The 21357-nt window shown below is 62.5% G+C and carries 21 protein-coding genes; 10 read left to right on the top strand and 11 right to left on the bottom strand.

Going from position 1 to position 21357, the window contains the following annotated elements:
* Positions 1–58: 58 nt before the first annotated feature.
* The 3 genes from ACNR9W_RS17095 (at position 59) to ACNR9W_RS17085 (ending at position 1651) form a co-directional block, all read left to right on the top strand.
* A complete protein-coding gene (locus tag ACNR9W_RS17095; RefSeq protein WP_419269522.1) occupies positions 59–556 on the top strand; it encodes a YciE/YciF ferroxidase family protein in 498 nt (165 codons plus the stop codon).
* A 131-nt stretch (positions 557–687) separates the two neighbouring features.
* Entirely contained in the window at positions 688–960 is a 273-nt protein-coding gene (locus ACNR9W_RS17090) for a hypothetical protein (protein WP_419269523.1), read from the top strand.
* Between the two features lie 412 nt (positions 961–1372).
* Complete coding sequence (locus ACNR9W_RS17085; RefSeq protein ID WP_419269524.1) at positions 1373–1651, top strand: hypothetical protein; 279 nt, start codon at positions 1373–1375, stop codon at positions 1649–1651.
* Between the two features lie 351 nt (positions 1652–2002).
* On the opposite strand, the gene ACNR9W_RS17080 is transcribed toward ACNR9W_RS17085, so the two are convergent.
* The 3 genes from ACNR9W_RS17080 to ACNR9W_RS17070 all read right to left on the bottom strand — a co-directional run bounded on the left by ACNR9W_RS17080 (position 2003) and on the right by ACNR9W_RS17070 (position 3503).
* A complete protein-coding gene (locus ACNR9W_RS17080) occupies positions 2003–2305 on the bottom strand; it encodes a hypothetical protein (RefSeq protein WP_419269525.1) in 303 nt (100 codons plus the stop codon).
* A 97-nt stretch (positions 2306–2402) separates the two neighbouring features.
* The gene (locus ACNR9W_RS17075; protein WP_419269526.1) at positions 2403–2624 is read right to left on the bottom strand and encodes a hypothetical protein; all 222 of its coding nucleotides are present in this window, start codon (positions 2622–2624) and stop codon (positions 2403–2405) included.
* Between the two features lie 21 nt (positions 2625–2645).
* Positions 2646–3503, bottom strand: a complete 858-nt coding sequence (locus ACNR9W_RS17070) for an SDR family oxidoreductase (RefSeq protein ID WP_419269527.1) — start codon at positions 3501–3503, stop codon at positions 2646–2648.
* 221 nt (positions 3504–3724) lie between these two features.
* On the opposite strand from ACNR9W_RS17070, the gene ACNR9W_RS17065 reads away from it, so the two are divergent.
* Positions 3725–4198 carry a sigma-70 family RNA polymerase sigma factor gene (locus ACNR9W_RS17065; protein WP_419269528.1) on the top strand — a complete coding sequence of 158 codons (474 nt, stop codon included), beginning with the start codon at positions 3725–3727 and terminating at the stop codon, positions 4196–4198.
* Between the two features lie 34 nt (positions 4199–4232).
* Here the strand turns inward: ACNR9W_RS17065 and ACNR9W_RS17060 are convergent, their stop codons facing one another.
* A complete protein-coding gene (locus ACNR9W_RS17060) occupies positions 4233–4937 on the bottom strand; it encodes a DnaA N-terminal domain-containing protein (RefSeq protein ID WP_419269529.1) in 705 nt (234 codons plus the stop codon).
* 454 nt (positions 4938–5391) lie between these two features.
* Here ACNR9W_RS17060 and ACNR9W_RS17055 point away from each other — a divergent pair, with 454 nt between their 5' ends.
* Positions 5392–6696, top strand: coding sequence for an AAA family ATPase (locus ACNR9W_RS17055; protein WP_419269530.1), 1305 nt, complete (start codon positions 5392–5394; stop codon positions 6694–6696).
* On the top strand, positions 6693–7787 hold the full coding sequence (locus ACNR9W_RS17050; RefSeq protein ID WP_419269531.1) for a ParB/RepB/Spo0J family partition protein: 1095 nt from the start codon (positions 6693–6695) through the stop codon (positions 7785–7787). The genes ACNR9W_RS17055 and ACNR9W_RS17050 overlap by 4 nt, the downstream gene beginning before the upstream one ends.
* 65 nt (positions 7788–7852) lie before the next feature.
* On the opposite strand, the gene ACNR9W_RS17045 is transcribed toward ACNR9W_RS17050, so the two are convergent.
* Positions 7853–8887: a tyrosine-type recombinase/integrase gene (locus tag ACNR9W_RS17045; protein WP_419269532.1), complete on the bottom strand. Its 1035-nt coding sequence runs from the start codon at positions 8885–8887 to the stop codon at positions 7853–7855.
* 651 nt (positions 8888–9538) lie between these two features.
* Positions 9539–9805 (bottom strand): hypothetical protein, encoded by a 267-nt coding sequence (locus ACNR9W_RS17040; protein WP_419269533.1) that lies wholly within the window; start codon positions 9803–9805, stop codon positions 9539–9541.
* Positions 9806–9990: 185 nt separating this feature from the next.
* On the opposite strand from ACNR9W_RS17040, the gene ACNR9W_RS17035 reads away from it, so the two are divergent.
* The 4 genes from ACNR9W_RS17035 to ACNR9W_RS17020 all read left to right on the top strand — a co-directional run bounded on the left by ACNR9W_RS17035 (position 9991) and on the right by ACNR9W_RS17020 (position 14195).
* Entirely contained in the window at positions 9991–11268 is a 1278-nt protein-coding gene (locus tag ACNR9W_RS17035; protein ID WP_419269593.1) for a cation:proton antiporter, read from the top strand.
* Positions 11269–11753: 485 nt separating this feature from the next.
* Positions 11754–12005: a hypothetical protein gene (locus ACNR9W_RS17030; RefSeq protein WP_458478828.1), complete on the top strand. Its 252-nt coding sequence runs from the start codon at positions 11754–11756 to the stop codon at positions 12003–12005.
* Between the two features lie 235 nt (positions 12006–12240).
* Positions 12241–12642, top strand: a complete 402-nt coding sequence (locus ACNR9W_RS17025; RefSeq protein ID WP_419269535.1) for a four-helix bundle copper-binding protein — start codon at positions 12241–12243, stop codon at positions 12640–12642.
* 386 nt (positions 12643–13028) lie between these two features.
* Positions 13029–14195 (top strand): coiled-coil domain-containing protein, encoded by a 1167-nt coding sequence (locus ACNR9W_RS17020; protein WP_419269536.1) that lies wholly within the window; start codon positions 13029–13031, stop codon positions 14193–14195.
* Positions 14196–15287: 1092 nt separating this feature from the next.
* Here the strand turns inward: ACNR9W_RS17020 and ACNR9W_RS17015 are convergent.
* The 5 genes from ACNR9W_RS17015 to ACNR9W_RS16995 form a co-directional block, all read right to left on the bottom strand.
* Positions 15288–16007 carry a YsnF/AvaK domain-containing protein gene (locus ACNR9W_RS17015; RefSeq protein WP_419269537.1) on the bottom strand — a complete coding sequence of 240 codons (720 nt, stop codon included), beginning with the start codon at positions 16005–16007 and terminating at the stop codon, positions 15288–15290.
* A gap of 55 nt (positions 16008–16062) precedes the next feature.
* Entirely contained in the window at positions 16063–16533 is a 471-nt protein-coding gene (locus ACNR9W_RS17010) for a YsnF/AvaK domain-containing protein (protein WP_419269538.1), read from the bottom strand.
* A 570-nt stretch (positions 16534–17103) separates the two neighbouring features.
* Complete coding sequence (locus tag ACNR9W_RS17005; RefSeq protein ID WP_419269539.1) at positions 17104–17385, bottom strand: hypothetical protein; 282 nt, start codon at positions 17383–17385, stop codon at positions 17104–17106.
* A 771-nt stretch (positions 17386–18156) separates the two neighbouring features.
* On the bottom strand, positions 18157–19122 hold the full coding sequence (locus ACNR9W_RS17000; protein WP_419269540.1) for a Csu type fimbrial protein: 966 nt from the start codon (positions 19120–19122) through the stop codon (positions 18157–18159).
* The gene (locus ACNR9W_RS16995) at positions 19113–21245 is read right to left on the bottom strand and encodes a fimbria/pilus outer membrane usher protein (RefSeq protein WP_419269541.1); all 2133 of its coding nucleotides are present in this window, start codon (positions 21243–21245) and stop codon (positions 19113–19115) included. The genes ACNR9W_RS17000 and ACNR9W_RS16995 overlap by 10 nt, the downstream gene beginning before the upstream one ends.
* Between the last annotated feature and the right edge of the window lie 112 nt (positions 21246–21357).

The raw sequence follows: 21357 nt of genomic DNA, 5'->3' as shown, positions 1-21357 counted from the left end.
GGTTAAGCAGCCCTGCGGGGGGCGTCCCCTGCCATACCCCTTCACCAAGGAATGCATGATGAGCACGAAGACGCTGGAAAACCTGTTCCATGAAACGCTGAAGGACATCTATTACGCCGAGCGCAAGATCCTGAAGGCGCTGCCCAAGATGGCCCGCGCCGCGCAGTCGGAAGAGCTGAAGGCCGCCTTCCAGCACCACCGTGAGGAAACCCAGGGCCAGATCGAGCGACTGCAGGAGGTCTTTGAACTGCTGGGCAAGTCGCCGCGCGGCAAGACCTGCGAAGCCATCGACGGGATCATCGCCGAGGGCGAGGAGATCATGGACGAGTTCAAGGGCTCACCCGCCCTGGATGCCGGCCTTGTTGCAGCCGCTCAGGCCGTCGAACATTACGAGATTGCCCGTTATGGCACGCTGAAGTCCTGGGCCGAACTGCTGAAGATGACCGATGCGGCCGCGCTGCTGAACCAGACCCTGGACGAAGAATCGGCCACCGACGAGAAGCTGACCACGCTGGCCGAAGGCAGCGCCAACCCGGCGGCGATCGAAGCCGCCTGAGGAGCACCGTCTTTCGCGGCCCCGCCTTCGTGGCGGGGCCTTTTTTATGCTTTGAGCGGCCGTGCTGGCCAAGGGCGCGCAGGGCCGGTGGACCCCGTTTGCCCGGCCAAGCGTTCCTTCACGGAGCGAAGATGTTCGAACACAAGGAGTGGATGATGAGCGACGCCATACTCACGCTGGACGGCGGCCCGCAATTGACCGGCAAGATCACCGAAAGCGGCGGCGACTATATTCGAATCCGCGCTATCACCGAAATGACGCAGGACCAGCTGGCGCAATATGCCGAAGGTCAGATCGAGATTGATGGCAAGGAGGTTCGGGTGCTGATGGAGAGCGCCATGCCGTCCCCGGATGATCAGGACGCGTTCGATCTGACGATGCGGAGAATGACGCCCCCAGTCTGAGAGGACTTGGCGCTCGTGTCATGAGTAGGGGTCGATGGCGCCTCTTCATGAAGTGCCAATGTCACGGCTCAGGGCCTCGGCGCTGCACAATTTATATCCGTTTCCTACGGCAGGCTGACGTATAGGAGACTGAGCAGATACCAGCCGTCTTGTCCCTTAACGATGAATCGAAGACTTCAGCGATATGCTTGACTGCACAAACAGTCGCTAGGCAGCGGGCCGATAGGGCTGGGCCCGTGCCGCAGATCGCCATGCGGCCTGTGCGCCATTAGCGATGGAACCTGTGGGGCCAATCCGGGTCGGCGGTCCGATCCTACCCCTCGCCAGCAGCAGCTAGGTTTAACCCTCAAGCCTGCCTGCACTGGCCGTTCTGACATATCTGGCCTTGGGATCTGCAAACCCCGGTCATTTCATGAACTTCCTGAACCGGGTCCTCTTTCTACGTCTACGCCAGCTTGCCCTGTGCCTTCAACGCAGCCTGCAGGCGAGCCACCAATGCACGAAGCTCCTCGGAAAGGGGCTGCTGCTCATACTGCGCCCACAACTGCGCCAGGTGCTGGTCGACGGGGTCGTCGCGGCGGCGTTCGTCTTCTGTCATTTCGGCGGGCCTCCGATCCAGAACTGGGGCAGTGAAAGCAGGCAAAGACACGAGGACGGCCGCCTCGTCGATGCAACCCTCACCTCGTTGTGACAGGCATCTGTGCACGAACGGTTAATTTGTGCGCGACATTTTGACCGCAGTCGCTGGTTCTTGTGTCCCGATGGCAGGGAACCGGTCGCCAGCTCCCGGGAACTGATGTAAGTTAGCGCGATTGATGTGGAGCAAGTGCATGTGCGGCAGCCCGGATTCTCGACTTGGACAGGCCCTGACCGCATTGCGGGCGGCGATGGATGCGGAACCCTTGTCCGAGCGCGTCCTGGACTTGACAGCGCAGCTTGCTGCCGCACTCGAAGCTCAGCAATCCACGGGCGAACCTGCGACCGGGATTCATGGCAACCTGCACTCCGCCCCCTCAGAGGGGGCTGACCCTTTGCCCTTGGCTCAGAAATAGGCCCAGAGCAGCAAAAGGATCGCCACGACCACAAGCGTGACTGGCAGGACCAAGCGCCCCATGCTGCCAAATCCCGAGCCGGGGTTCGGATCGTCCTCCGTCCTGCCCGGGGGGCGTCGAATCTCCTGGTCATGCGCAATTCCTGCCTCTCGGGCCGTGACCGGATGTCCACCGGCCTCGGCATCCGTCCCAAGCGGAGCTGCGGCCGGGTCGGGATAGTCGACCTTGTCGGCCGCCTGGCCGTGGTCGATCCCCTGTCGCAGCGTTTCGGCGGTCTCGGTTTTCCGGTCCATGTGAACTTCCTTTCGAACGGGAACGCGGCCACGCCTGCACCCCCAGGCCTGCCGGCGCTTGGCTGATGCGGCGCCGGCACGAATGCTCCCGCCGTCCTCAATAGGTCGAGGGTGGATCGCTGGCCGGGAAGGATTCGTCCACGGCCTCGTCCACCTCGTCCCAATCGGCCGGAGGGTTTTTCATCTGCCCCGGTCCGGCATCGCGAACCGAATCGCGCGGTCCATGTGAATGGCGGTTTGGGGTTGCGCGCAGCAGGGTCGGGATGGCCAACCCGGCCAGGACGCCGATCCCGAAAATCACGGAGGCTGAACCTCTCATCACGACACCTCTTTCTTTTGATCAGATCATCGGCTTGCCGCCGGTGACGGCAATCGTGGCGCCCGAGACATAGCTGGCCATGTCCTCGGCCAGCATGACATAGGCGGCCGCCAGTTCGACCGGCTGAGCCGGGCGTTTCATCGGATAGTTTGCCCCAAATTGCGACACGGCCTCCGCTTCGAAGCTGCCGGGGATCAGCGGGGTCCAGACCGGGCCGGGCGCCACGCAATTCACGCGCACGCCCTTTTCCGCCACCATCTGCGCCAACCCCATGGTAAAGTTCTGGATCGCGCCCTTCGTCGTGGCATAGGCCAAGAGCGCCGGGCTGGGCTGGTCCGAGTTGATGGACGCCGTATTGATAATCGACGCACCCTTTTTCAGATGCGGCATCGCGGCCTTGCACAGATAGAAGATGGCGTCGATGTTCGTGGCGAAGGTCTTGCGCCATTCCTCGTCCGAGATCTCCTCGATGCTGTCGAACAGGTCCTGATGCGCGGCGTTGTTCACCAGCACGTCCAGTTGGCCCCATTCGCCGACCACCTTGTCGATCATCTTGCGGCAATGTTCAGGATCACCGATGTCGCCCTCCAGGCGCAGGCAGCGGCGACCGGCCCCCTCGATCAGTTCGGCCGTCGAGCGGGCGTCGTCGCTTTCGGACAGATAGGAAATCGCCACATCGGCCCCTTCGCGTGCATAGGCGATCGCCACCGCCCGCCCGATGCCGCTGTCGCCCCCGGTGATCAGGGCACATTTTCCCTCCAGCCTCCCTGCCCCCCGCCAGCTCTCCTCGCCATGATCGGGCACCGGGTCCATCTTGGCAAAGCTGCCGGGCAGATCCTGCGTCTGCGGCGGGAAGGGCGGCTTGGGATAGTCGGTCATCAGGAGCTCCTGGATCTTAGGGCGGCGAAGTCATTGCTCTTCGGCGGTCCCAACCGGCTGTCTGTCGGAATGTTCCCGCGCCGCGTGCAAAGAACCTGCTTCGCCGGCCGTTCTTCCCAGACCAATTGAGCAAAAAGACGCGCGTTCCCCTCCGGATGCGGAACCGATGCAAGCCGTCCTGCATTGGCCCGTGTCAGGGGCGCGCCGACGGAAGGACAGGGATGTCAGACGACCTAATCGACCACGTCCGTGCACTGCGAGCCTACGGACAATCGCTTTGCGGAAACCCCACCGAAGCCGAGGATCTGGTCCAGGAAACGCTGGTGCGCGCAATCGAGCATGCCGACAGCTACAAGCCCGGCACCTATATGCGGGCATGGCTGTTCACCATCATGCGCAACCGCTTCTACACCAACCGCAAGAAGTCTTCGCGCGAGCCGACCGGGGCGGCGGACTGTGTTTCCTTCGGACCCTCCACGCCGGCCACCCAGGAATGGCACATCCGCGGAAGGGAGATGTGGCGCGCATTGGACCAGATGCCTACCCATTATCGCGAGGCCATCGTGCTGGTAGGCGTCATCGGCGAAAGCTATATTGACGCGGCCCAGATCCTGGGTTGTGACATCGGCACGGTGAAAAGCCGCATCTCCCGCGCCCGGGCCATCCTGCGCAAGTCGATCGACCCGCCGGATTGAGTGCGGATCCGTCTTCTCGTTCAAGTCACATCGATCAGGGCGTGTCGATCCGGACGGAATGGACGGAAGGATCGCAGCGCCGCGCGGCCATCTCCAGGCGTGCCAGCAGATGCGTGCGCACATAGGTCGCGTGAAAGCGCGACGGTGCTGACAGGTGCAGAACCGCAGCCCCCTGCCCCGCCTCATCCGCCGTTTCGACCAGCGGCGCGAACCAGGCGTCGAACATCACCGGATCCTCGGCTAGAAGGCGCGCCCGCACCGCGCCCCACAGCCCGTCCTGGATGGCGATGTCGTGGCGGCGAAAGGGGACGACATTGGCGCTGCCGTCGGCCGCCGCTTCAGGCCCCATGCCGCGATCCGTCATCCGGGCGACATAATCTTCGCCGATATTTGGCCAGGCCGGGCGGGTGTCCAGCAGCATCCGCTGCAGGTCCAGCCCCAGCACCGAGACCCTGCCCCGCGCCCCCTGCCGCTTGACCACCACCCATCCCATCGCCCGCAGCCGCGCCATGTCGCGCTTGACTGTCCGTTCGTCGACGCACCACAGCCGGGCGATCTCTCTCTGCCCGACCGTCAGTTCGTCCCGTTGCCAGTTGTAGCGACTGGTAATCAGCGACATCAGCCGCAGGACCAGCCGCTGCAGCTGCGGCTCGCCCGCCAGGCCATGAGCCATCAGCGCCGACAGGATGTCGTATTTCTTTGCCGCCGCCTCGCGTCCGACGGGCCGGGTCACCTGCATTGCCGCTCCTGCTGCCGGATCACCCGGTCTGCCTGCCTTGGCTTCGGTCTGCTGGAGCCCCTCAGGAAAGTGCTCCAACGTCTTTCGCTAACCTGACTGCATTAGCGTCCTGTTTCGTCTCCCTGTCAAGCAGCTAGGTCCCGCGCCGCCGGATCCGGGTCTTTATCATCATGGAAATCCGGTATTACTGGTATAGGGGGACGTTCAGCATGTCCCGTGTTTACCCCGGAATGTCCCCCAATTTGTGGGGGGCGGGGCGGTCGCGTCCCCCATTTCTGGCTCGGTGTTCCCGTCCGGGATCCGATACGGGCGTGGGTTAGCCTTAAGCGATTCGCGCAACGGGTGCTGGATCGGATGTCGCATCGACTTTAGTGAACAAGGCTTTTGCCAAAAGCACAAATCCGGCGTAAAAGCGGAAGGAGCAATAATCTGCGTCCTTTCAAACAGGCACAACATGTATACTCACGAAGACCTCGCGCGGCTGCAGTCCCAGTCACTCAAGATGCAGGGCTGGATCCGCCGCCAGACCTTCAGTCCGGCGAATGAGAAGACCCTGCGGCGTTTTTCCAGCTGGGAGGTGTCCGAGCTGATCTTTCGCATCAACCAGTCGACCTTCCGCGGCAAGCTGGCCGCGGATCCGAACCTTCCCCTCGGGGAAGTCGAGGAAGACGGCCGCCAGCGCTGGTTCAGCCTCGAGGAAGTGAACGAGTTGCGCCGCCGGGTCCGCATCAACAAGAAGACGCTGATGCCGCCGCGCCCCGAAGGCAAGCGCGCCTTCCGCGCCGCCATCGCCAACTTCAAGGGCGGCGCCGGCAAGTCCACGGTGGCCCTGCACTTCGCGCATGCCGCGGCGCTGGATGGCTATCGCGTCCTGGTCGTCGACTTCGACCCGCAGGCGACGCTGTCCCATAGCATGGGCCTGACGGACGTCGGAGAGGATCATACGGTCTGGGGCATCATGGCCCGCGACCTGGAGCGCGAGACGGATCGCATGAACACCGCCTCTGCCGGGGCGGAGAGCGGCACTGCCCTGCCCCATCGCAAGTTGCCAGCCTCGATCCGGGACATGGGCTTGGGCACGCTGCGCCCGGCGGACTTCATCAAGCCGACGGCGTGGCCCACCATCGATATCGTCCCCAGCTGCGCCAATGCGGCCTTCGTCGAATTCGCCAGCGCCCAGTACCGGCACCTGAACCCGGAATGGACCTTCTTTGGTGCCGTGTCGCGCTTTCTAGACAGCCTGGCGGACGATGCCTATGACCTGATCCTCTTCGACTGCCCGCCGGCGATCGGCTATCAGTCGATGAACGCGGTCTTTGCGGCGGACATGCTCTATATCCCCTCAGGCCCCGGCTATTGGGAATACGATTCGACTACCAGCTTCATTGGTCAGTTGGCCGAGGCACTGGAGGATCTGTCCCACGGCTTCGAGAACTTCCCCACGGGGAAGATCGCCCTTCCCAAGGCGTTCGCCGATGTGCGCTTCCTGATGACCCGTTTCGAGCCCTCAAACGAGCTGCACCAAGCAATGTTCGGCGCCTTCCGCCAGGTCTTTGGTGACCGCTTGGCCGAGAACCCGATCGAACTCACCCGCGCGGTTGAGCAGTCGGGTCGCTTCCTCAGCTCGATCTATGAGATCGATTACCGAGAGATGACCCGCGGCACCTGGCGCCGTGCGCGCGCAACCTTTGATCAGGCCTATGAGGAATTCCGCGGCCATGTCTTGGCCGCTTGGACCCAGCTGGAGGATCACGCATGAGCCGCAAGCGCCGCATGTTCGATATCGATATTCCGGAGGATGATGCCAGTGACTTCCCCGCAGGGAAGGTCGACGCGCGGCGGGGGCCGATGGCGGCGGCCATTAGTGAGACGGCCGAGTCCGCCCGTGACCGCGCGAAGGTCGAGGCCGAAATCCGTGCGGAAAATGATGCGCTGGCACAAGAGCATGTCCGTCTGAAGCGCGCGGGCCTGATCACTGACATGATCCCGCTGGATGCGATCGATACGCAGAAACTGATCCGCGACCGCAAGCCCGTGGCCGATTTCGAGCTGGCGGAGCTGGTCGCGTCGATCCGCGACATCGGCCTTTCGAACCCGATCCGGGTCGAACCTGCAGGCGAGGGACGGTATGAACTGATCCAGGGCTGGCGCCGACTGTCCGCCTATCGGCAGCTGCTGGAGGAAACGGGCGATGCCGAGACCTGGGGCCGCATCCCGGCCGGCATTGCCGCCCGCGGCGATCAGCTTGACAGCCTCTACCGTCGTATGGTGGACGAAAACCTGGTCCGCAAGGACATCTCCTTTGCCGAAATGGCCCAGTTGGCTGTCCATTACGCCATGGATCCGCTGACGGCTGAAGCCGACGCCGAAAAGGCGGTTGCGATCCTCTTCAAGTCGGCTGGCTATCAGAAGCGCAGCTATATCCGAAACTTCATCCCGCTGGTCGAGCGATTGGGTGAGGTGCTGCTTTATCCGCAGGAGATCCCGCGCGCCTTGGGTCTCGCGCTGGCGCAGCGGTTGGACGAGGTGCCGGGCTTGGTCGCGGCCATCAAGTCGGAGCTGAAGGACTGGGATACGCGCTCGATCACTGACGAACTGGCAGTTCTGCGGCGCTATGCGGGGCAAGGGGCAGAGCCGCTGGCCACCGATGAGGCACCGAAGGCCGCGGCCGCGCCGCCGCAGCCCGCCGCAAAGGCCAAGACGACGTTCCAGCTTCAGCGCCCGCAGGGCAGCGCCAAATGCACGGCTGCCAACGGCCGGCTGGAGATCCGCCTGCCGCGAGACTTCTCGGCCGTGGATCGCCGCAAGCTGGAAGCAGCGGTGGCGTTGATGCTTGATCAGATCGAGTGATCTTCCCCGCGGGGAAGACCCGATGCGGCGGCAGGGCAGGGCCCTCGCCGCCGTTTTTGCTGGCCCTAGCCCAGCAGGTTGGCCGCCGGATTGTCCGCCAGTTCGACATCCGCATAATAGCGCTGCGCCTGCGCTGCACTGCGATGGAGCGAGAGCCGCATGGCCGCCTGGAGAGGTGCGCCGTCCAGTGCGGCCTGCGTCAGGAAACCGGCTCGGAGGCCGTGAGCGCTTGCGAATCCCGGCGGATAGCCTGCTATGTGCAGCGGGTGGCGCACGATACGCGCCAGGCCTTCTGGTGTCAGCCGGCGGTCGAGAACCCGATCCGCCTGGCTGACCGGGCGGAAGACTGGTCCCTCCTCGATGCATGCGGTCGACAGCCAGTCGAGCACCGCCCGTGCCGCGCGACCCTTCAAGGGCAGACGCGGCGCGACGTCTGCCCCGGTCGTCTTGGTGGTCAGCAAGCGTATTCGGATCAGTCCTTTGGCAGCCCATTCGCGAAGGTCCAGGTCGTCGTGGTTGAGGGCCACGATTTCAGACCGGCGCCGTCCGCCTGACGCCCATCCCAGCATTAGCGCCGCGCGGTCGCGACGGCCGCGGCGGCTGTCGTCGCAGCTGTCCAGCATGTCCTCCAGCACCGGGCGCGTGATCGGATGGTCCGACTTGGGGGCAGGGGGCCGGGCGGCAGCGCGCCTGGCGCGGCTGCGCGCCTGTGCGACCAGCGGTGCGTCAAAGGGCGAGGCCAGGTTCTTCATCCGGTGAAACGCCCTCCAGCTGGCCACGCGGCGATCGAGGGTTGCGGGTGCCGGACATGCCAGTGAACGACGTAGGCCTTGGGCGACCAAGGCCGCGGCCGTGTCCCGTGCAGGCGAGTGCGTCTCCGTCAGATCGTCGGCATGATCGAGGATGAAGCGCAGTGCCACACCTTCATCCTCGGGCCAAGACAGTGGCTGACCGAACGCCGCGAGCTTCCATGCGGTGATGTAGGCCAAGTCGCGCTCCCATGCCCTCGCCGTGTTGCCGGGCGTGCCGCGCCGAAAGAGGTCGGCCAAGGCCTCTTGGTCAGCCAAGGCCAGGTGGGGAAGGGAGAGCGAAGTTATCATGGGAGGATAATGAGCCTTTGGAAGAAGGACGGCAAGAGCTTTGATAACATGTACTTATCGGAACTTATCGACCTGGCAGGCACCTTTCGATGTGATCATCAGGAAATTATTTAAAAGATGCTATGAGAAGCGTAGTGCCGTGGAAAGGGCCATATTATTTTACTAAGTGGCCTACAGACGGGGTTCACACACGCAAAATTTTGATGCAAATTTCCCAAGAATAAACCGGAAGCCGGCAACGACATCGGCTCCAAAGGTACTATTTTGCAAGTTGCTAAATCGGCCCAAGATCTAACTTGAACGGGCTGTTGCGGATGATGTTCACCAGTTGGAGGCCGACTACCGCGACTCGGCGGACGTGAAGCTCTCCAAGCCCCACCTGAGTTTCACCCGCAGTCTAATGAAGCGGGGCCCTCTCCTGTCGGATCGCTGAATTGATGGTCTGCATCAGCTTGATCGGAGTAAGCGCGTCGGTGTACTTCAACATCGGGTGATGTCGGCGATGGCTTCCGCGTCGGCTACGTTGTTGAAGATGGCACCAGTCTGACCATTCACTTTCGTTGTTCGGGCAGAAACCTTGTGCCGACCGGCTTGTTCCGGCGCCGTAACGACTGACGTTGGGCGTATATCTAAGCTTGTCCTCGCCGCGGTTCATATGTGCCGGCTGTCCCTGACCTTGATGTAGGTCTTGTCCAAGCGCCGGGTCTCTGTGAATTGCTTGCAGCGGCGTGCATCTTTCGCGGCCTGACAAAAGCAGCGCTTCTTTCGATAGCTGATCGCCTCAGGGTCGGCCCGGAAGATCAGCTCCGCCAGAGTTTCTCCGAGATCAAGGTAGAACACGCCGTGCTGCAGGTCGAGGGATAGCCAGTGCCGAATGGTGGCGGGGGGAGAGAAGGTACGCTTGAGCGAGATCGTCATTGAGCGGCTCCCCAAACGCCTGTTGGTGCGCCAATTCCACCCGCCGGATGGTGACCCGGAAGGTTGCTGCGCGACCAGGCTGTGTCGAAATTCTCGGGCGGTCGGCACCAACTGGGCAGGACAGCACGTTGGCAGAATGCACGCCGCACTGTCCGAGTTGGCGCCTATGTCTCAAAGGGTATTTCATGACACCACTTCAGATCGCTTCGGTCGTTCTTGTCCTGTCTGCGGCCTCCGGCACCTTCAACTATTTCTTCCTGAGGCTTCCGGCGTCTATCGGGATCATGATCACGGCATTGCTCGGATCTGTCGTGGTCCTTGCAGTGGATCACCTCCACCCCGGCCTGCATCTTGCCGTCCAGGTGCGGGAATGGGTCGCGGCCCTGGCATTCTCGGGTTCTCTGCTTGATGGCATGTTGGGACTTCTGTTGTTCGCCGGGGCGCTGCACGTGTCGCTGAAAGATCTGAGACGCGAAGCACTGCCTGTGCTGCTCCTGGCGACGCTTGGAGTCGCGATCTCGACCGCCATCGTCGCCGCAGGGTTTTCTTGGGTCAGCGGGATGCCGATTCTGATCGCTCTGGTCTTTGGCGCGTTGATTTCGCCAACCGATCCGGTGGCGGTCCTGGGCATCCTGCAGGACGCGAACATCCGCAAAAGCTTGGAAACGAAGATCGCGGGAGAGTCGCTTTTCAATGACGGCGTGGGCTACGTGGTCTTTCTGCTGCTTGTGGGCTTGGCCTTCCCGTCGGCGGGAGCGCATGGAGGCTCATCCATCGATCCCGCCGCCGTGGCGCTTCTCTTTATCCGGGAGGCAGTGGGCGGAGCGGCCTTGGGGGCCGCTCTGGGCTGGGGGGTCTTTCAGCTGATGCGGCGGATAAACGATTATCCGCTGGAGGTCATGCTGACCTTGGCTTTGGCCTTCGGCGGTTACGAGCTTGCGCTGGCACTGGAGGTTTCGGCGCCGATCATGGCCGTCGTGGCGGGGCTGATGATTGGCAATGTCGGCCGTCGCGACGCCATGTCCGAGGAAACACGCACCTATGTCGACGGCTTCTGGCGGCTGATCGACGAGATCCTGAATGCCGCCCTGTTCCTGATGATCGGAATGGAGATATTTCAGCTGAGCTTCACGTCGGACATGGCGGTCGCTCTGCCTGCAGCCGTCGGGCTCGCGCTGCTGGCCCGTCTGCTTTCGGTGGCGCTGCCGATCCTGCTGCTGCGTCCCATTCGCCGTGAAGGGCGGGACGTCGTGCCGCTGATGACATGGGGCGGCCTGAAGGGGGGCATCTCGGTTGCGCTGGCGTTGTCCTTGCCCGAAAGCGAGTGGAAGGCCCTGATCCTTGCCGCGACCTATGCCGTCGTGGTCTTCTCGATCCTCGTGCAGGGTCTGACCCTGGGCCGTTTCGCCCGCTGGCTGAACCAGAAAGAGAAGCCGCGTCCGAAGGTGAGCAGCATGGTGTGATTCTTGTCGGCTGTCACAGCTCCCGGCTTCCAAGACTGGCGTGCAGGCAAAGTCGCAGCTGGCGACGCGTTTCATTTTCAATGAGGGTGAACGGACGGCCCCGCGATATGGTGATGAGCAAGTTCGGCTTGAGAAGCTCTACGTCATCGGCTCTTACCATATCGCAGGGGTCGAGCCGGTGACCTTGGTCCGCCAAAGCCAGTTCCTGCCTGAGTTCTGCTCCAGTCTGCGATTATGTCAGCGCCCCATCTGTAGGGAAAGGCGAGCGAGGGCAGTATGCCTTACAGCAATTTGCGGTCGCAGAGCCCCGACGTGCGGGTTCCTCGCCGCCTCCGGTTCTGGACATTATCCCCTGACTGCCGAAAATGCAGGAGTGAGCAGAATATGCGATCAAGGCGCGAGTCAAACTGTCGCAGTGCGATGTGAGGAGAGGGGGGCACATGAGCAAATCGGACGATATCCTGGCCGCCGAGGCGGGCCTGGCAATGCTGAAGAGCAACACGCGCCAGACCGGCTGGCGCAGGGCCAACCCGCTCAAGTACCGAGCCCATCTCCTCGTGCACAAGGCATTGGCGGCCGGGCAGCTTCAGAAGCAGCCCTGCGAGGTCTGCGGTGCAAAAGTGGTCGACGCCCATCACGATCGGTATGATGAGCCCCTCAAGGTCAGGTGGCTCTGCCGCAGCCATCACACCCAGTTGCACTACTATGGCGAGGACATGTTCCCGATCGGGAAGTGATCGAGACGCAATGAGGTTTGGGAGGGCGTTGCATCTGACGCCGCCGGCTGCCCCAGCCCTGCCAAGAGATGCGGAGGATCTGCTCCCCGGTTGAAGCTGCTCGCTTCATCGCCCCCTTTCTAGGGCGGACTCTGGTCGCAACTGGAGGCGCCGGGACGGTTATTCTTGAATCGAATTGGAACAATCCCCTTCCGTCCCCGGTTGCGCGTCCTCACCAACTGCGAGGAGAAAGACCATGCATGTTCGAGAGATGATCAGCACGCACCCCGACGTTCAGGGAAACGTGGCGGAGAACCTTCTGATATGCATCGAGGAGTGCTACAGCTGCGCCCAGACCTGCACTGCCTGCGCCGATGCCTGTCTGGCCGAGCCGATGGTCGATCAACTGCAGCAGTGCATCCGGCTGAACCTCGATTGCGCTGACATCTGCGCAGCCACGGGGGCAATGGCCTCGCGTCGCACAGGTTCGAACGTGGAGACTCTCAGGGCCACTATCCAGGCTTGCGCGGTGGCATGTCAGCGATGCGCGCAGGAATGCGGACAGCACGCCGAGATGCACGAACATTGCCGTATCTGTTCGGAATCCTGCACTCGCTGTGCCGAGGCCTGTCAGGCGGCGCTGAACAACGTCCAGTAAAGGCTGACGCTTGACTATAGCATGAGTCGCGAGGGCGGCAGCTTCTCCGGCAAAGAAGCTTTTGGTTCCGAAGGCAAGACCGGCAGCAGCACAGGAGCAGCAGCAAAAGAGAGGATAAACTCAAGCCGATGGATGCAGCACCGTCGACCCAGTTCTGGCTCAGAACTTCGCTCGCAACCTGGCCCATGAAGGCGGCCTCCAAACCTGAAAGCCGCATGCTGACCACCGCATCGAGGCCAAACATGGCGTAATGCGGTCCGTGGGATACAATTGGTCCCATGCGGTGCCGTTCTGAGGCTGGCGCCCTCCCACTTTCGGAACATTCGCGCGCCATTCGGGTTGGCTGAGACTTGCAGATTTACTCGCGTCGTCGGAGGAGGTCGAGCTTGGCCCAAGAAAATTCCCCCCACAATTCTCTTCAAGGCCAGCGAGAGGCCCGGTATCGTTGGATCGGCGCCAGTGTCGCCAGCGTCACGTTGCTTGGCTGGTTGCTCGCGCTCTATTTCTGGTCGGTGTCCGCCGAGACGCAGGACGAGCTTGACCGACAGGTCGCACTGGCAGGAACAGCCGCCGACCTCCAGACCCGCATCGCGACGATGAACACCGAGGTTGTCCAGGCCGAGGCCGCCCAAGAGCAGATCATGAGCGATCTGGACCGCCTGCAGCAGCAACTGCAATCCGCACAGGCAGCCGCCGCGACCTTGGACGTCCAGACGCAGGCGCTGCGCGACGAGCGCGAGACCCTGCTGCAGGAGATCGCGCGCGACCAGGATGCGCTGGCCGGCCTGCAGCAGGAGATCGCGCAGGCCCAACAGCAGATTACGAAGACTTCTCAGGATTTTGCCGATGTCGGGGAACGACTGGAAGAGGCGCGGCGCCAAGAGGCCGATCTGCAGTCCCGCGTTTCGGACCTGACGGCCACGGTTGCGCAGCTGACCGGGGAAGCGGCGGGCGTGGAAGAGCGTGTTCAGAGCGCCCGCGAGGCCGAGGCGCAGCTTCAGCTTCAGGTCGCCGCCGCCCGCGAAGACCTGAGCAGCATTGAGAACACCCGGAGTACCGTGTCCCACTCCGTGGATGCGCTGGTTCAGCGTCGAGAAGAACTGGCCGCGGACTCCGCCACCGCCGAGGAGCGGATGAGGACAATGCAGGAGATGATGGCCACCCTGTCGCGCACGGTGGCCGAACGCAGCGAGCGTCTGGCAGAGCTGCAATCCCGTGTCGGGGAGCTTCAGCAAGAGGCGGGCCGCCCGGCCCGCGCTGCGACCGCTGGCCTCGTTCTGGACAAAATCTACCAGCACAAGTCCGTCACGGCCATGTTCGACCGGGAGGGCAGGTTCCAGATGACAAACGCCGACACGCAGAGGTCAGCTACTGGCGAATATACCCTGTCCGAGGGCATTCTGACCCTCAGCAGTGTGGATGGCGACCTGGAAGACGCCCGGTTTCCCATGCGCTGCCGCATCACCGCTGAAGGAGCCGGATTCACACTGGAAGACGAAGATGGTTCCTGCGCGCGTCTGGCGGGCGTTTCCTTTGAGCGCGTCGGGCCATGAGGCGCGGTGTATGTGGGAGGCTCTCGCAGCAAGGAACTAACCAGCACAAGAAGACGAGGCAGTTGATATAGCCGATCAACAACTGCACCTGCACGAGCAGACGCATCGAATGACGTTGGCAACAGGAGCAGGGCGATCTTGTTGGGGCGCCGACGGTGATTTGGCAAATACGTGGAAGGTAGCTTCTTTCGAGGCCTGCGTTCCTCGTGGCAGACAGGGCTTCTAAGTCAGCGGTTCAGGAGGGGCAGGGGCTGGCAACGGCTTGTTCAGCCTTTGAGGCTGGACGTCTTAAAGAACCCGCTGGCCCCAAAATCAGCTTTCGCAGCAGTGCGCGTCTTCCAATTATGGGGGTTGTTGCCATGGCTTCGATGCCCGGATCGATGGACCCGCGCAATCATCCAGACAAAGGCTGATGAATTTGCACTGAAGAGCAGATCTTGGAGCGCTTCTCTTGGCAGGACTGCCGCCAGAAAGCTGCGGATCTTCGAGAGGCGCTGGAGAACCGAGCCAATAATCCGGTAGTTGCGCGGCGCGACAGCTTGTCAGCGGACCTGTCGTATACTCCACAATGGCGCATGCTCGTGAAGAGGTGTTACCGAGGCCAAGGCGAACATGGCAGTTCCACTCGTCGGAAAGGGTCGCGCGGTCGGAGGACTTAGCGCCAGCTGATCGCAAGCGGAATCACGGAGTGAGCAGGCCCAAAGCCTGCCAAGGCACGAGAGTATTCCGGCCTGCCGACGCCCCCCAAGATGGGAGATCGTCGTTATAGGCTACAACCTTCGCCAATGCAGCGGCGGCTTCGAGTTTGCCTCAGTGGGGACGGCGATGGCGTCCGCCGGAACCGGACGCTGTTGCGTATGGACCAACAGTGTCCATCAAAAAAGGCACTGCCGAGTGTCTGTCACAATTCTGATGATCTTCTAGCTTAAAGGCTAGTTCTGTCAGCTCCAGACAAACAAGATGCAGTAAAATGCGTTAGCGGTATTGATCCGGCCTGCAGCCAAACATTGGCTGGCAGATTGTCTTTAGCTCTGACGGAGGCAGCGGGCAGTCTCATTGAGAATGCCCGCCCTTCAATTGTTCTAAAGGATGTCAGGTCCGGTCCCTGTCGATCTCCACTTCGGTCTTGCGCAGAGTGTCACGCACAACCTCGTCGCGCTCGGTGACCTCCTTGCCGACGACCACTTCCTCGGTCATTACGGCTTCCTTGCTGACCACGGCCTCCTCCGACTGCGTCGAGACGTCAATGTCGCGCTCTTGGAACAAAGCCTCGGCATCTGCGCCCGTCAGCGTTTGATCCAGCGGCCGGCGCTCGATCGAAAGCCGTTCTTCGCGAAGGCGCACCCGTTCTTCGACCGGGATCTCCTGGACATAGGTGCGGACATGCGCCGAGCCCCGCTCGTGGACACGCTTGCCAATGTTCAGCCGCTCTTCCGCCAGCGGGATCGACTGTTCGCCGCGGACATCACCAGCGGCGATGCCGGTGGTTGCAGCATAGTCCGGGCTGGCGCGGTAGTCGGCCTCATAGGCATCGATATCGACACTCTCCTCGGGGTGGCGCATGATTTCCGCAGCGGCATCCACCTGCGCGTCCTCGACCTCGGCGGACACCACATAGTTGCCCTCGCGCACGGCCTGCTTATAGGAAGCAGTATCCTCGTCCGGCAAATGAAGGGTGTCGACGTCGTCATGACGGTCAATGCCACCGGCGACATGGATGTGCCGCTCCGGAACCCCAACCTCGGCAAGCTTGCGCCGAACGAGATCGGCGACGTCTGCGGTCCGGAAAATGGCTGTAACTGTATGGGACATGATTATCCTGCTTTCTGCTCTGTGTTTGATTGATGAGGATCTTGGCCCTCAGAGGTCAGGGTGACCCGTCCTCTGCCGGGGGATCGTGCGGAAGATCATCGCTGTCGGGATTGTCGATGAAGGCTTCCTGCCTGCGAAGCGTGACCGTCTCGGCATGCTCCACAGACTCGACGTGGCGAATGATCTGTACCTCTTCGACGATGCGATACTGGACAACCAGCACCTCCTCGACGACAGGGATGATCGTCATATCGCCCTCCACGCGGGTTTCGGGGGCATTCGCGACAAGGCGATCGACCGGAACGCGTCTGACCTCGACACGCTCCGTCCGAAGCGGTTCGGTCACCGTCACATCCTCGCTCCGCGTGCGCAGAGAAATGTGAGCGGCCAGTTTCTCGACCTCGCGCTTGTCGATGACGACACGTTCCTCGGCAAGAGGAAGCCGCAGCTCCACATTCCGTCCGCTATCATTGCTATCTGCGTCGGGCCCACCAGGCGTCTGGCTGTCGATGTTCTTGTCGCGCACGGTAACTCTCTCTCTTGCGTCGGGCCCCAAATCGACGGCCGCGGAAATGTCGCCGCATCTGACAGTGGCGCACGGCGGCCCTTGGTTCGCTCTGACGTGGTCCTCAAGCATTTGGGGCCCATTTTGTTCCAAGGTTGCTGGTCCCCAAGCTCTGGAACCTGAAGAGCGTGCAAGCCCCGCCCGCGCGATCCTCGCGGCGGCTCTTGTAGCCTCGGTCAACCTGAGTGCGATGGCAGGTATCACCGTAAGAACAAGACTGGCGACGGCCCAAGCTCAAGGAGCGCCGCGATGAGGTCGGAAGGAATAGCAGGGTGAAAACCCAGCAACGTGAGGCCTTGAAGCAGTTAACTTCCCCAACAGCACCGTTGTAATCAGATTGTCCCATAACCAAAACTTGGGGGCCCATTCCGCGACCGTAGATCGGCAGATCATCAAGGGTATTGGGAGCCCCCAAGACGCGGTCGCAACCGTGGCCGTCTCATCTGACCGTGATGAAAATGAGGGCCGGCCTAAGGGCAGAGGACCCGCAGACCAACCTGGCCTGCGGGCGTGCTCTTCGCCCTTTGGCGGTTATTCCACTGCGGCGGGCGCTTCGGTGCCGACGGTGTCAGCAGGCTCGATGGTCACCGGTTCAGTCGTCACGGTGTCGGTAGCGACCGGATCTGTCGTAACGGGCTCTTCGATCACCACTGGATCAGCCACCTCTGTTTCCTCGACATCATCGGCGAACCAACCGAGCAGCCAACCGAGCAGGAGGAGGGCCACCAGAACGGCCACGGCGATGCCAATCCATTTGCCGATGCTGCTGCCGCCTTCCGTCTTGGTGACTTTCGGATCGCGATAGTCTGCCATGTTATTTCCTTTCAGGTTGAGAGAAGAATGGCAGTGCGGACAGGCGATGCCATTCGTCGGGCAGGCCGAAGGAACAGCAGGATCGTGCCGACATTTGCATGCATCTTGCTCTCTCCCGATCTGCTTTCGTGCTGGTTCAATGAGCCATCGCGCCTGCGGTTCCATCCGAAGAAGCCTCAGTGACCGCAATGGCGGGCTCTTGCCGGCTAAGATGCTTGGGCCGTTGCGCTTTAGGACAAGACCAACAGGTTGAAGAAGAGGGCTGCTCGCTTGATTCACGACCGCGAGATGCTGCGAGGCCCCTCATCCGCCGAAAGCTTGCCAACCGGCTTAAGCCCGTTTTCTGCTGGCGCACCTTGCCCGGTGCGGAAACTGCCGGCGGGGCGCTGGTACCAGCAAATGATCGCCTGCATGTGTATCTAAGGCGACGCAGGTCGTCCGGCTTCCGTTGATCTCGAGCGCCCCCGGCTATGACGTCATCTCCCCCGCGCCGAACGAAGTCCCGCACCGAAATGGCCTGAACCCCGGTCACCTCGGCCCTGTCATTGCGGCACGGCTCATGACAACTTACGGTCACAGGTTCCTGCGTGCCCAGATCAATAATTTAGGACCACGAGTTGCGCCAAGGAAGATTTGGGGGAAACGGTGAGAGGAAGGGGCGTCGTCTCTGCGGTATTCGGGGAACAGAGCTACGTCAGCAGACGCACGGCTGTTTGGACAAGCCCATCCGACGCACAGGGCCTTGGGAGGCGCACTGGCCTTTGGTCAACCTCAATAGGTCAATACCACGTTGACCGTGTCGGAATAGAGCCCTGGGGCGGGCGTATTCTGTGCCGGAACCCGGCCATAGACAAAGGCGCTCTGGCTCGACCCCGATCCTGACGAAAGGGCAGCAAGCCCTTCCGAAGCGAGACCCCATGTTTGCGACCGGGCTGCGTCCCTGAAGAGGTTGTAGCCGATCCTGCCTCCTCCAAGGTTGCGCATGGCCCGCGTGCCTGCACTCGTGCCGGACAAGCCATAGCCGATCCCGATGCTGTAAGGCGTTCCCTGAGTGCAAGTCGCCCTGATCTGGCTGGTCGCATCGACAGGCCCGCTCAGCATCCCATGGGTCCCGAAGTCCAGTGTATCGGCTTGCACCCTGCAGTCGGGCTGGACCTGAGCACGAACGGCAAAGCTGAAGGTGGCAGTCCTGTTGGCACACAAGAGCAAGGCTTGGCAGGTCCGATAATCGACGCGGACATCGATGGGATCCCGGGTAAAGGCGGATTGGTAGGATCCGGGAAGCACGCTGGCCTGGCCGGCGGGAACCCTTGCGTAGACAGGGACACTGGCGCGCTGACTGGTCGCCAGTGACAGGAAGCTTCCTCCGCTCAGCACCATTGGATCGCCGCCGAAGGTTCCATAATCGCCCCCGAACACCGAGGTTCCAGCTGCGTCCTTGAAAAGGTTGTAAGAGAGGCCGGTCGCGGTTGTGACGCTGGTCATCCGTCGGAGCGATCCGCTGCGTCCGCCCAGGCCTTCCCCCAGGTGGATCCGGACTTCGATCGAACTCAGAAGATTGAGAAACGACGTGCAGTCGACCGAAATAGTGCCCGTAGCAGTGGTTGGAGAGGTCCCCAGAACGTCCACGGAGCCGAGGACAATGTCGGTCGCGCTGAAACTGCAGGTTTGAGCCTCTGAGGTCTGTGCCGCAGCAACCAACAGCACCAGGACAAGGCTCAGGCGGGTCAGGAACATGGCACCTCACGAAGTTCGGTGATCGAGTTGACATTGGCATCATGGCTGATCTCGGCGCGGCACCGCCTGCCGTCGGGATAGGTCACTTCCAGCGTGTTGACCGCGGCCAGCCGCGTCAGGAAGATTTCGCCGTCGAAACCTATCAAGAACTCGTCGTTCCGACCGAGAAGGACAGCGCGACCGCCGACCTCCAGCGGCGTGCCACCCTGATCGACCAGTTTGACGAGAGCGTTTTCCGTACCGGTCTCGACACCGAAATCGACCACTGCTCCCGACCGGTAAGCGGGGCGCACCGTTTTTTCCGTTGCGGTCACGATCGCGTCTGCAGGCAGGCCGAGCGGGTCGAGGGATATCTTGTTGTCTTCCCAGGCCTTCAGATCGGGGACGAGGATCTTGCCGGATCGGTCGGTTCTGCCGACAGGCCGGTTCTCGGCGCTGACCTCGATGTCCGGAGCCCCTGCATCGACCACGACGAAGGCGTCATCGATGCGGCGCGACATGAAGACGCCGCCGCCTGCCGCGACCACGGCACCCTCGATCCGCAGGCCCAACGAGGTGCCATCTGAATGGAGGCGCCCCGCAACCTCTGCCTCGGCCAGGTTGCCTCTGTACATCGCACTGCCGCGGATGGACGGGCTGTCGGTCCGCTCGGCCTGCAGGCGCCAGTTCCAGCCGGGCGACCTGCCCTCGCTGCGCCCTTCGGCATGAACATAGTGCCGCCAGCCGCCTCTGCTGCGCTCGCTGGACAGTCCGGTGCTTTGCCGCGCGCCCAAGGGAACATGCAGGCTCAGACCGATCACGGAATCCTGCCGCGTCCCACGCACCGCAGCCGCGCTCACCGTCAAGCTGCTCTGACGGCCGATCGCTTGGCTGTACGACGCCCCGAAATTGCGATCCATGGTGCCGTCCGTCCGCTCGATACTGGACAGGAACAGGTTGGCACCGGCATCCTTCTGCAACGGCAGTGACAGGCTGAGCTGTCCGATCTGTCGCGGAAAGTCGCTGCCGCCGATCCCGGCAGTCAAAGGATCCGCGGTCTGCGCCGCGATGTCTCGAAATATGCCTTGCGTCCGCATCAGGCGGCCAGAGACGCGCACCCTGCCGACACTCAGGCTGGATGCAACATCAACAAGACTGCCGCTCTGTTCGCTTGTCCGGCTATGGGCGATGCTGACATGGGCGGTGCCGATCTGGCCGATCCGCAACGACGCTCCGATCCCCCCCATCGCAAGGTCCGGCCCGCCTTCGGCATGAGCCGAAAATGTCACGCCGTCGGAAAACCCGTAGCGCAGCGTCGCCGTGGCAAAGATGCCGCTGACATAGCTGTCGCTTTCCGTTCCCGCGCCAAGGCGAGGGCGGCCCGCCGCAAGGGCGAAATCCGCCATCCCGGGCCGCAACAAATCTTCCGTCACCAGGAAAGGCAGGTCAGCCTGGGTCTCTTTGCCGGTGACATCGCGCAGCACGACCCGCGCCACGCCCGAGCCGGAGGCCAAGGGAAGGTCGCGAATGCTGAAGGGCCCGGCCGGCACCTCAGCCGAGTAAGCAAGAAGCGACCCGGAATAGACCTCCACCGTCGAGGGCAGGTCGGCACGCCCTTCGAACCCCGCCAAGGGCATCGTGACGATATCGGCGCGCAGGCCGAAGTTCCGCTCGACCATGAGGCCGCCAAGGCGGACGGGGCGTGCCCAACCGGGACCGCGGGTGGCAATATCCCCAAGCTGAACCTGCAATGCTTGGGACGGGAACGAACTGCGCCAATAGGTGTCGAGACGCAGCAGATCGTGGCCGCCGACCTGCTGCGGCGCGGCGGCAAAGCCATGCGACAGAGCGCCCACGGGGGTAAAGAAGCGCAGATCGAACTGGCCGGAAAGATTGCGTCCGGTTGCGCCTCCAGTGTCCGACCAGTGGCTCACGCTGAGGCCATAGTTCAGGACGACCCCCAGCCCCTGGTCGATGCCAGGCGCCTCCGTGCCGCCGTCAGGCTGGAGTTCATCACTGGCGCCCGGCTCTTGCCTTGCGTCAACCTCATGGGGCGCCAGTCCCATTTCCGGAACGATGAGACGGATCGTCTGCTCGGCCGTGATCAGACGCCAGCCCAGCCCCGGGATCTGGTCCAGGCGCACCTCTCCGGAAAGTCCTTCACCGGGCGAGACGCCGCTCTTGCGTAGGTCCTGGGCGTCGGCTGTCAGGACGCCGTCGCCCAGATCCGTGAAGCGCGAAATGATGTTGCGCGGC

This window comes from Paracoccus sp. T5, from assembly GCF_048538155.2.
In the GTDB taxonomy this organism is placed as follows: Bacteria; Pseudomonadota; Alphaproteobacteria; order Rhodobacterales; family Rhodobacteraceae; genus Paracoccus.
Note: the sequence above shows the minus strand (reverse complement) of the source record. Positions and strands in the feature narration are given on the sequence as shown.

Coding starts and splice junctions, on each gene's coding strand:
- ACNR9W_RS17095 (WP_419269522.1), top strand. CDS start 59: ATGAGCACGAAGACGCTGGAAAACCTGTTCCATGAAACGCTGAAGGAC.
- ACNR9W_RS17090 (WP_419269523.1), top strand. CDS start 688: ATGTTCGAACACAAGGAGTGGATGATGAGCGACGCCATACTCACGCTG.
- ACNR9W_RS17085 (WP_419269524.1), top strand. CDS start 1,373: ATGAACTTCCTGAACCGGGTCCTCTTTCTACGTCTACGCCAGCTTGCC.
- ACNR9W_RS17080 (WP_419269525.1), bottom strand. CDS start 2,305: ATGGACCGGAAAACCGAGACCGCCGAAACGCTGCGACAGGGGATCGAC.
- ACNR9W_RS17075 (WP_419269526.1), bottom strand. CDS start 2,624: ATGAGAGGTTCAGCCTCCGTGATTTTCGGGATCGGCGTCCTGGCCGGG.
- ACNR9W_RS17070 (WP_419269527.1), bottom strand. CDS start 3,503: ATGACCGACTATCCCAAGCCGCCCTTCCCGCCGCAGACGCAGGATCTG.
- ACNR9W_RS17065 (WP_419269528.1), top strand. CDS start 3,725: ATGTCAGACGACCTAATCGACCACGTCCGTGCACTGCGAGCCTACGGA.
- ACNR9W_RS17060 (WP_419269529.1), bottom strand. CDS start 4,937: ATGCAGGTGACCCGGCCCGTCGGACGCGAGGCGGCGGCAAAGAAATAC.
- ACNR9W_RS17055 (WP_419269530.1), top strand. CDS start 5,392: ATGTATACTCACGAAGACCTCGCGCGGCTGCAGTCCCAGTCACTCAAG.
- ACNR9W_RS17050 (WP_419269531.1), top strand. CDS start 6,693: ATGAGCCGCAAGCGCCGCATGTTCGATATCGATATTCCGGAGGATGAT.
- ACNR9W_RS17045 (WP_419269532.1), bottom strand. CDS start 8,887: ATGATAACTTCGCTCTCCCTTCCCCACCTGGCCTTGGCTGACCAAGAG.
- ACNR9W_RS17040 (WP_419269533.1), bottom strand. CDS start 9,805: ATGACGATCTCGCTCAAGCGTACCTTCTCTCCCCCCGCCACCATTCGG.
- ACNR9W_RS17035 (WP_419269593.1), top strand. CDS start 9,991: ATGACACCACTTCAGATCGCTTCGGTCGTTCTTGTCCTGTCTGCGGCC.
- ACNR9W_RS17030 (WP_458478828.1), top strand. CDS start 11,754: ATGCTGAAGAGCAACACGCGCCAGACCGGCTGGCGCAGGGCCAACCCG.
- ACNR9W_RS17025 (WP_419269535.1), top strand. CDS start 12,241: ATGCATGTTCGAGAGATGATCAGCACGCACCCCGACGTTCAGGGAAAC.
- ACNR9W_RS17015 (WP_419269537.1), bottom strand. CDS start 16,007: ATGTCCCATACAGTTACAGCCATTTTCCGGACCGCAGACGTCGCCGAT.
- ACNR9W_RS17005 (WP_419269539.1), bottom strand. CDS start 17,385: ATGGCAGACTATCGCGATCCGAAAGTCACCAAGACGGAAGGCGGCAGC.
- ACNR9W_RS17000 (WP_419269540.1), bottom strand. CDS start 19,122: ATGTTCCTGACCCGCCTGAGCCTTGTCCTGGTGCTGTTGGTTGCTGCG.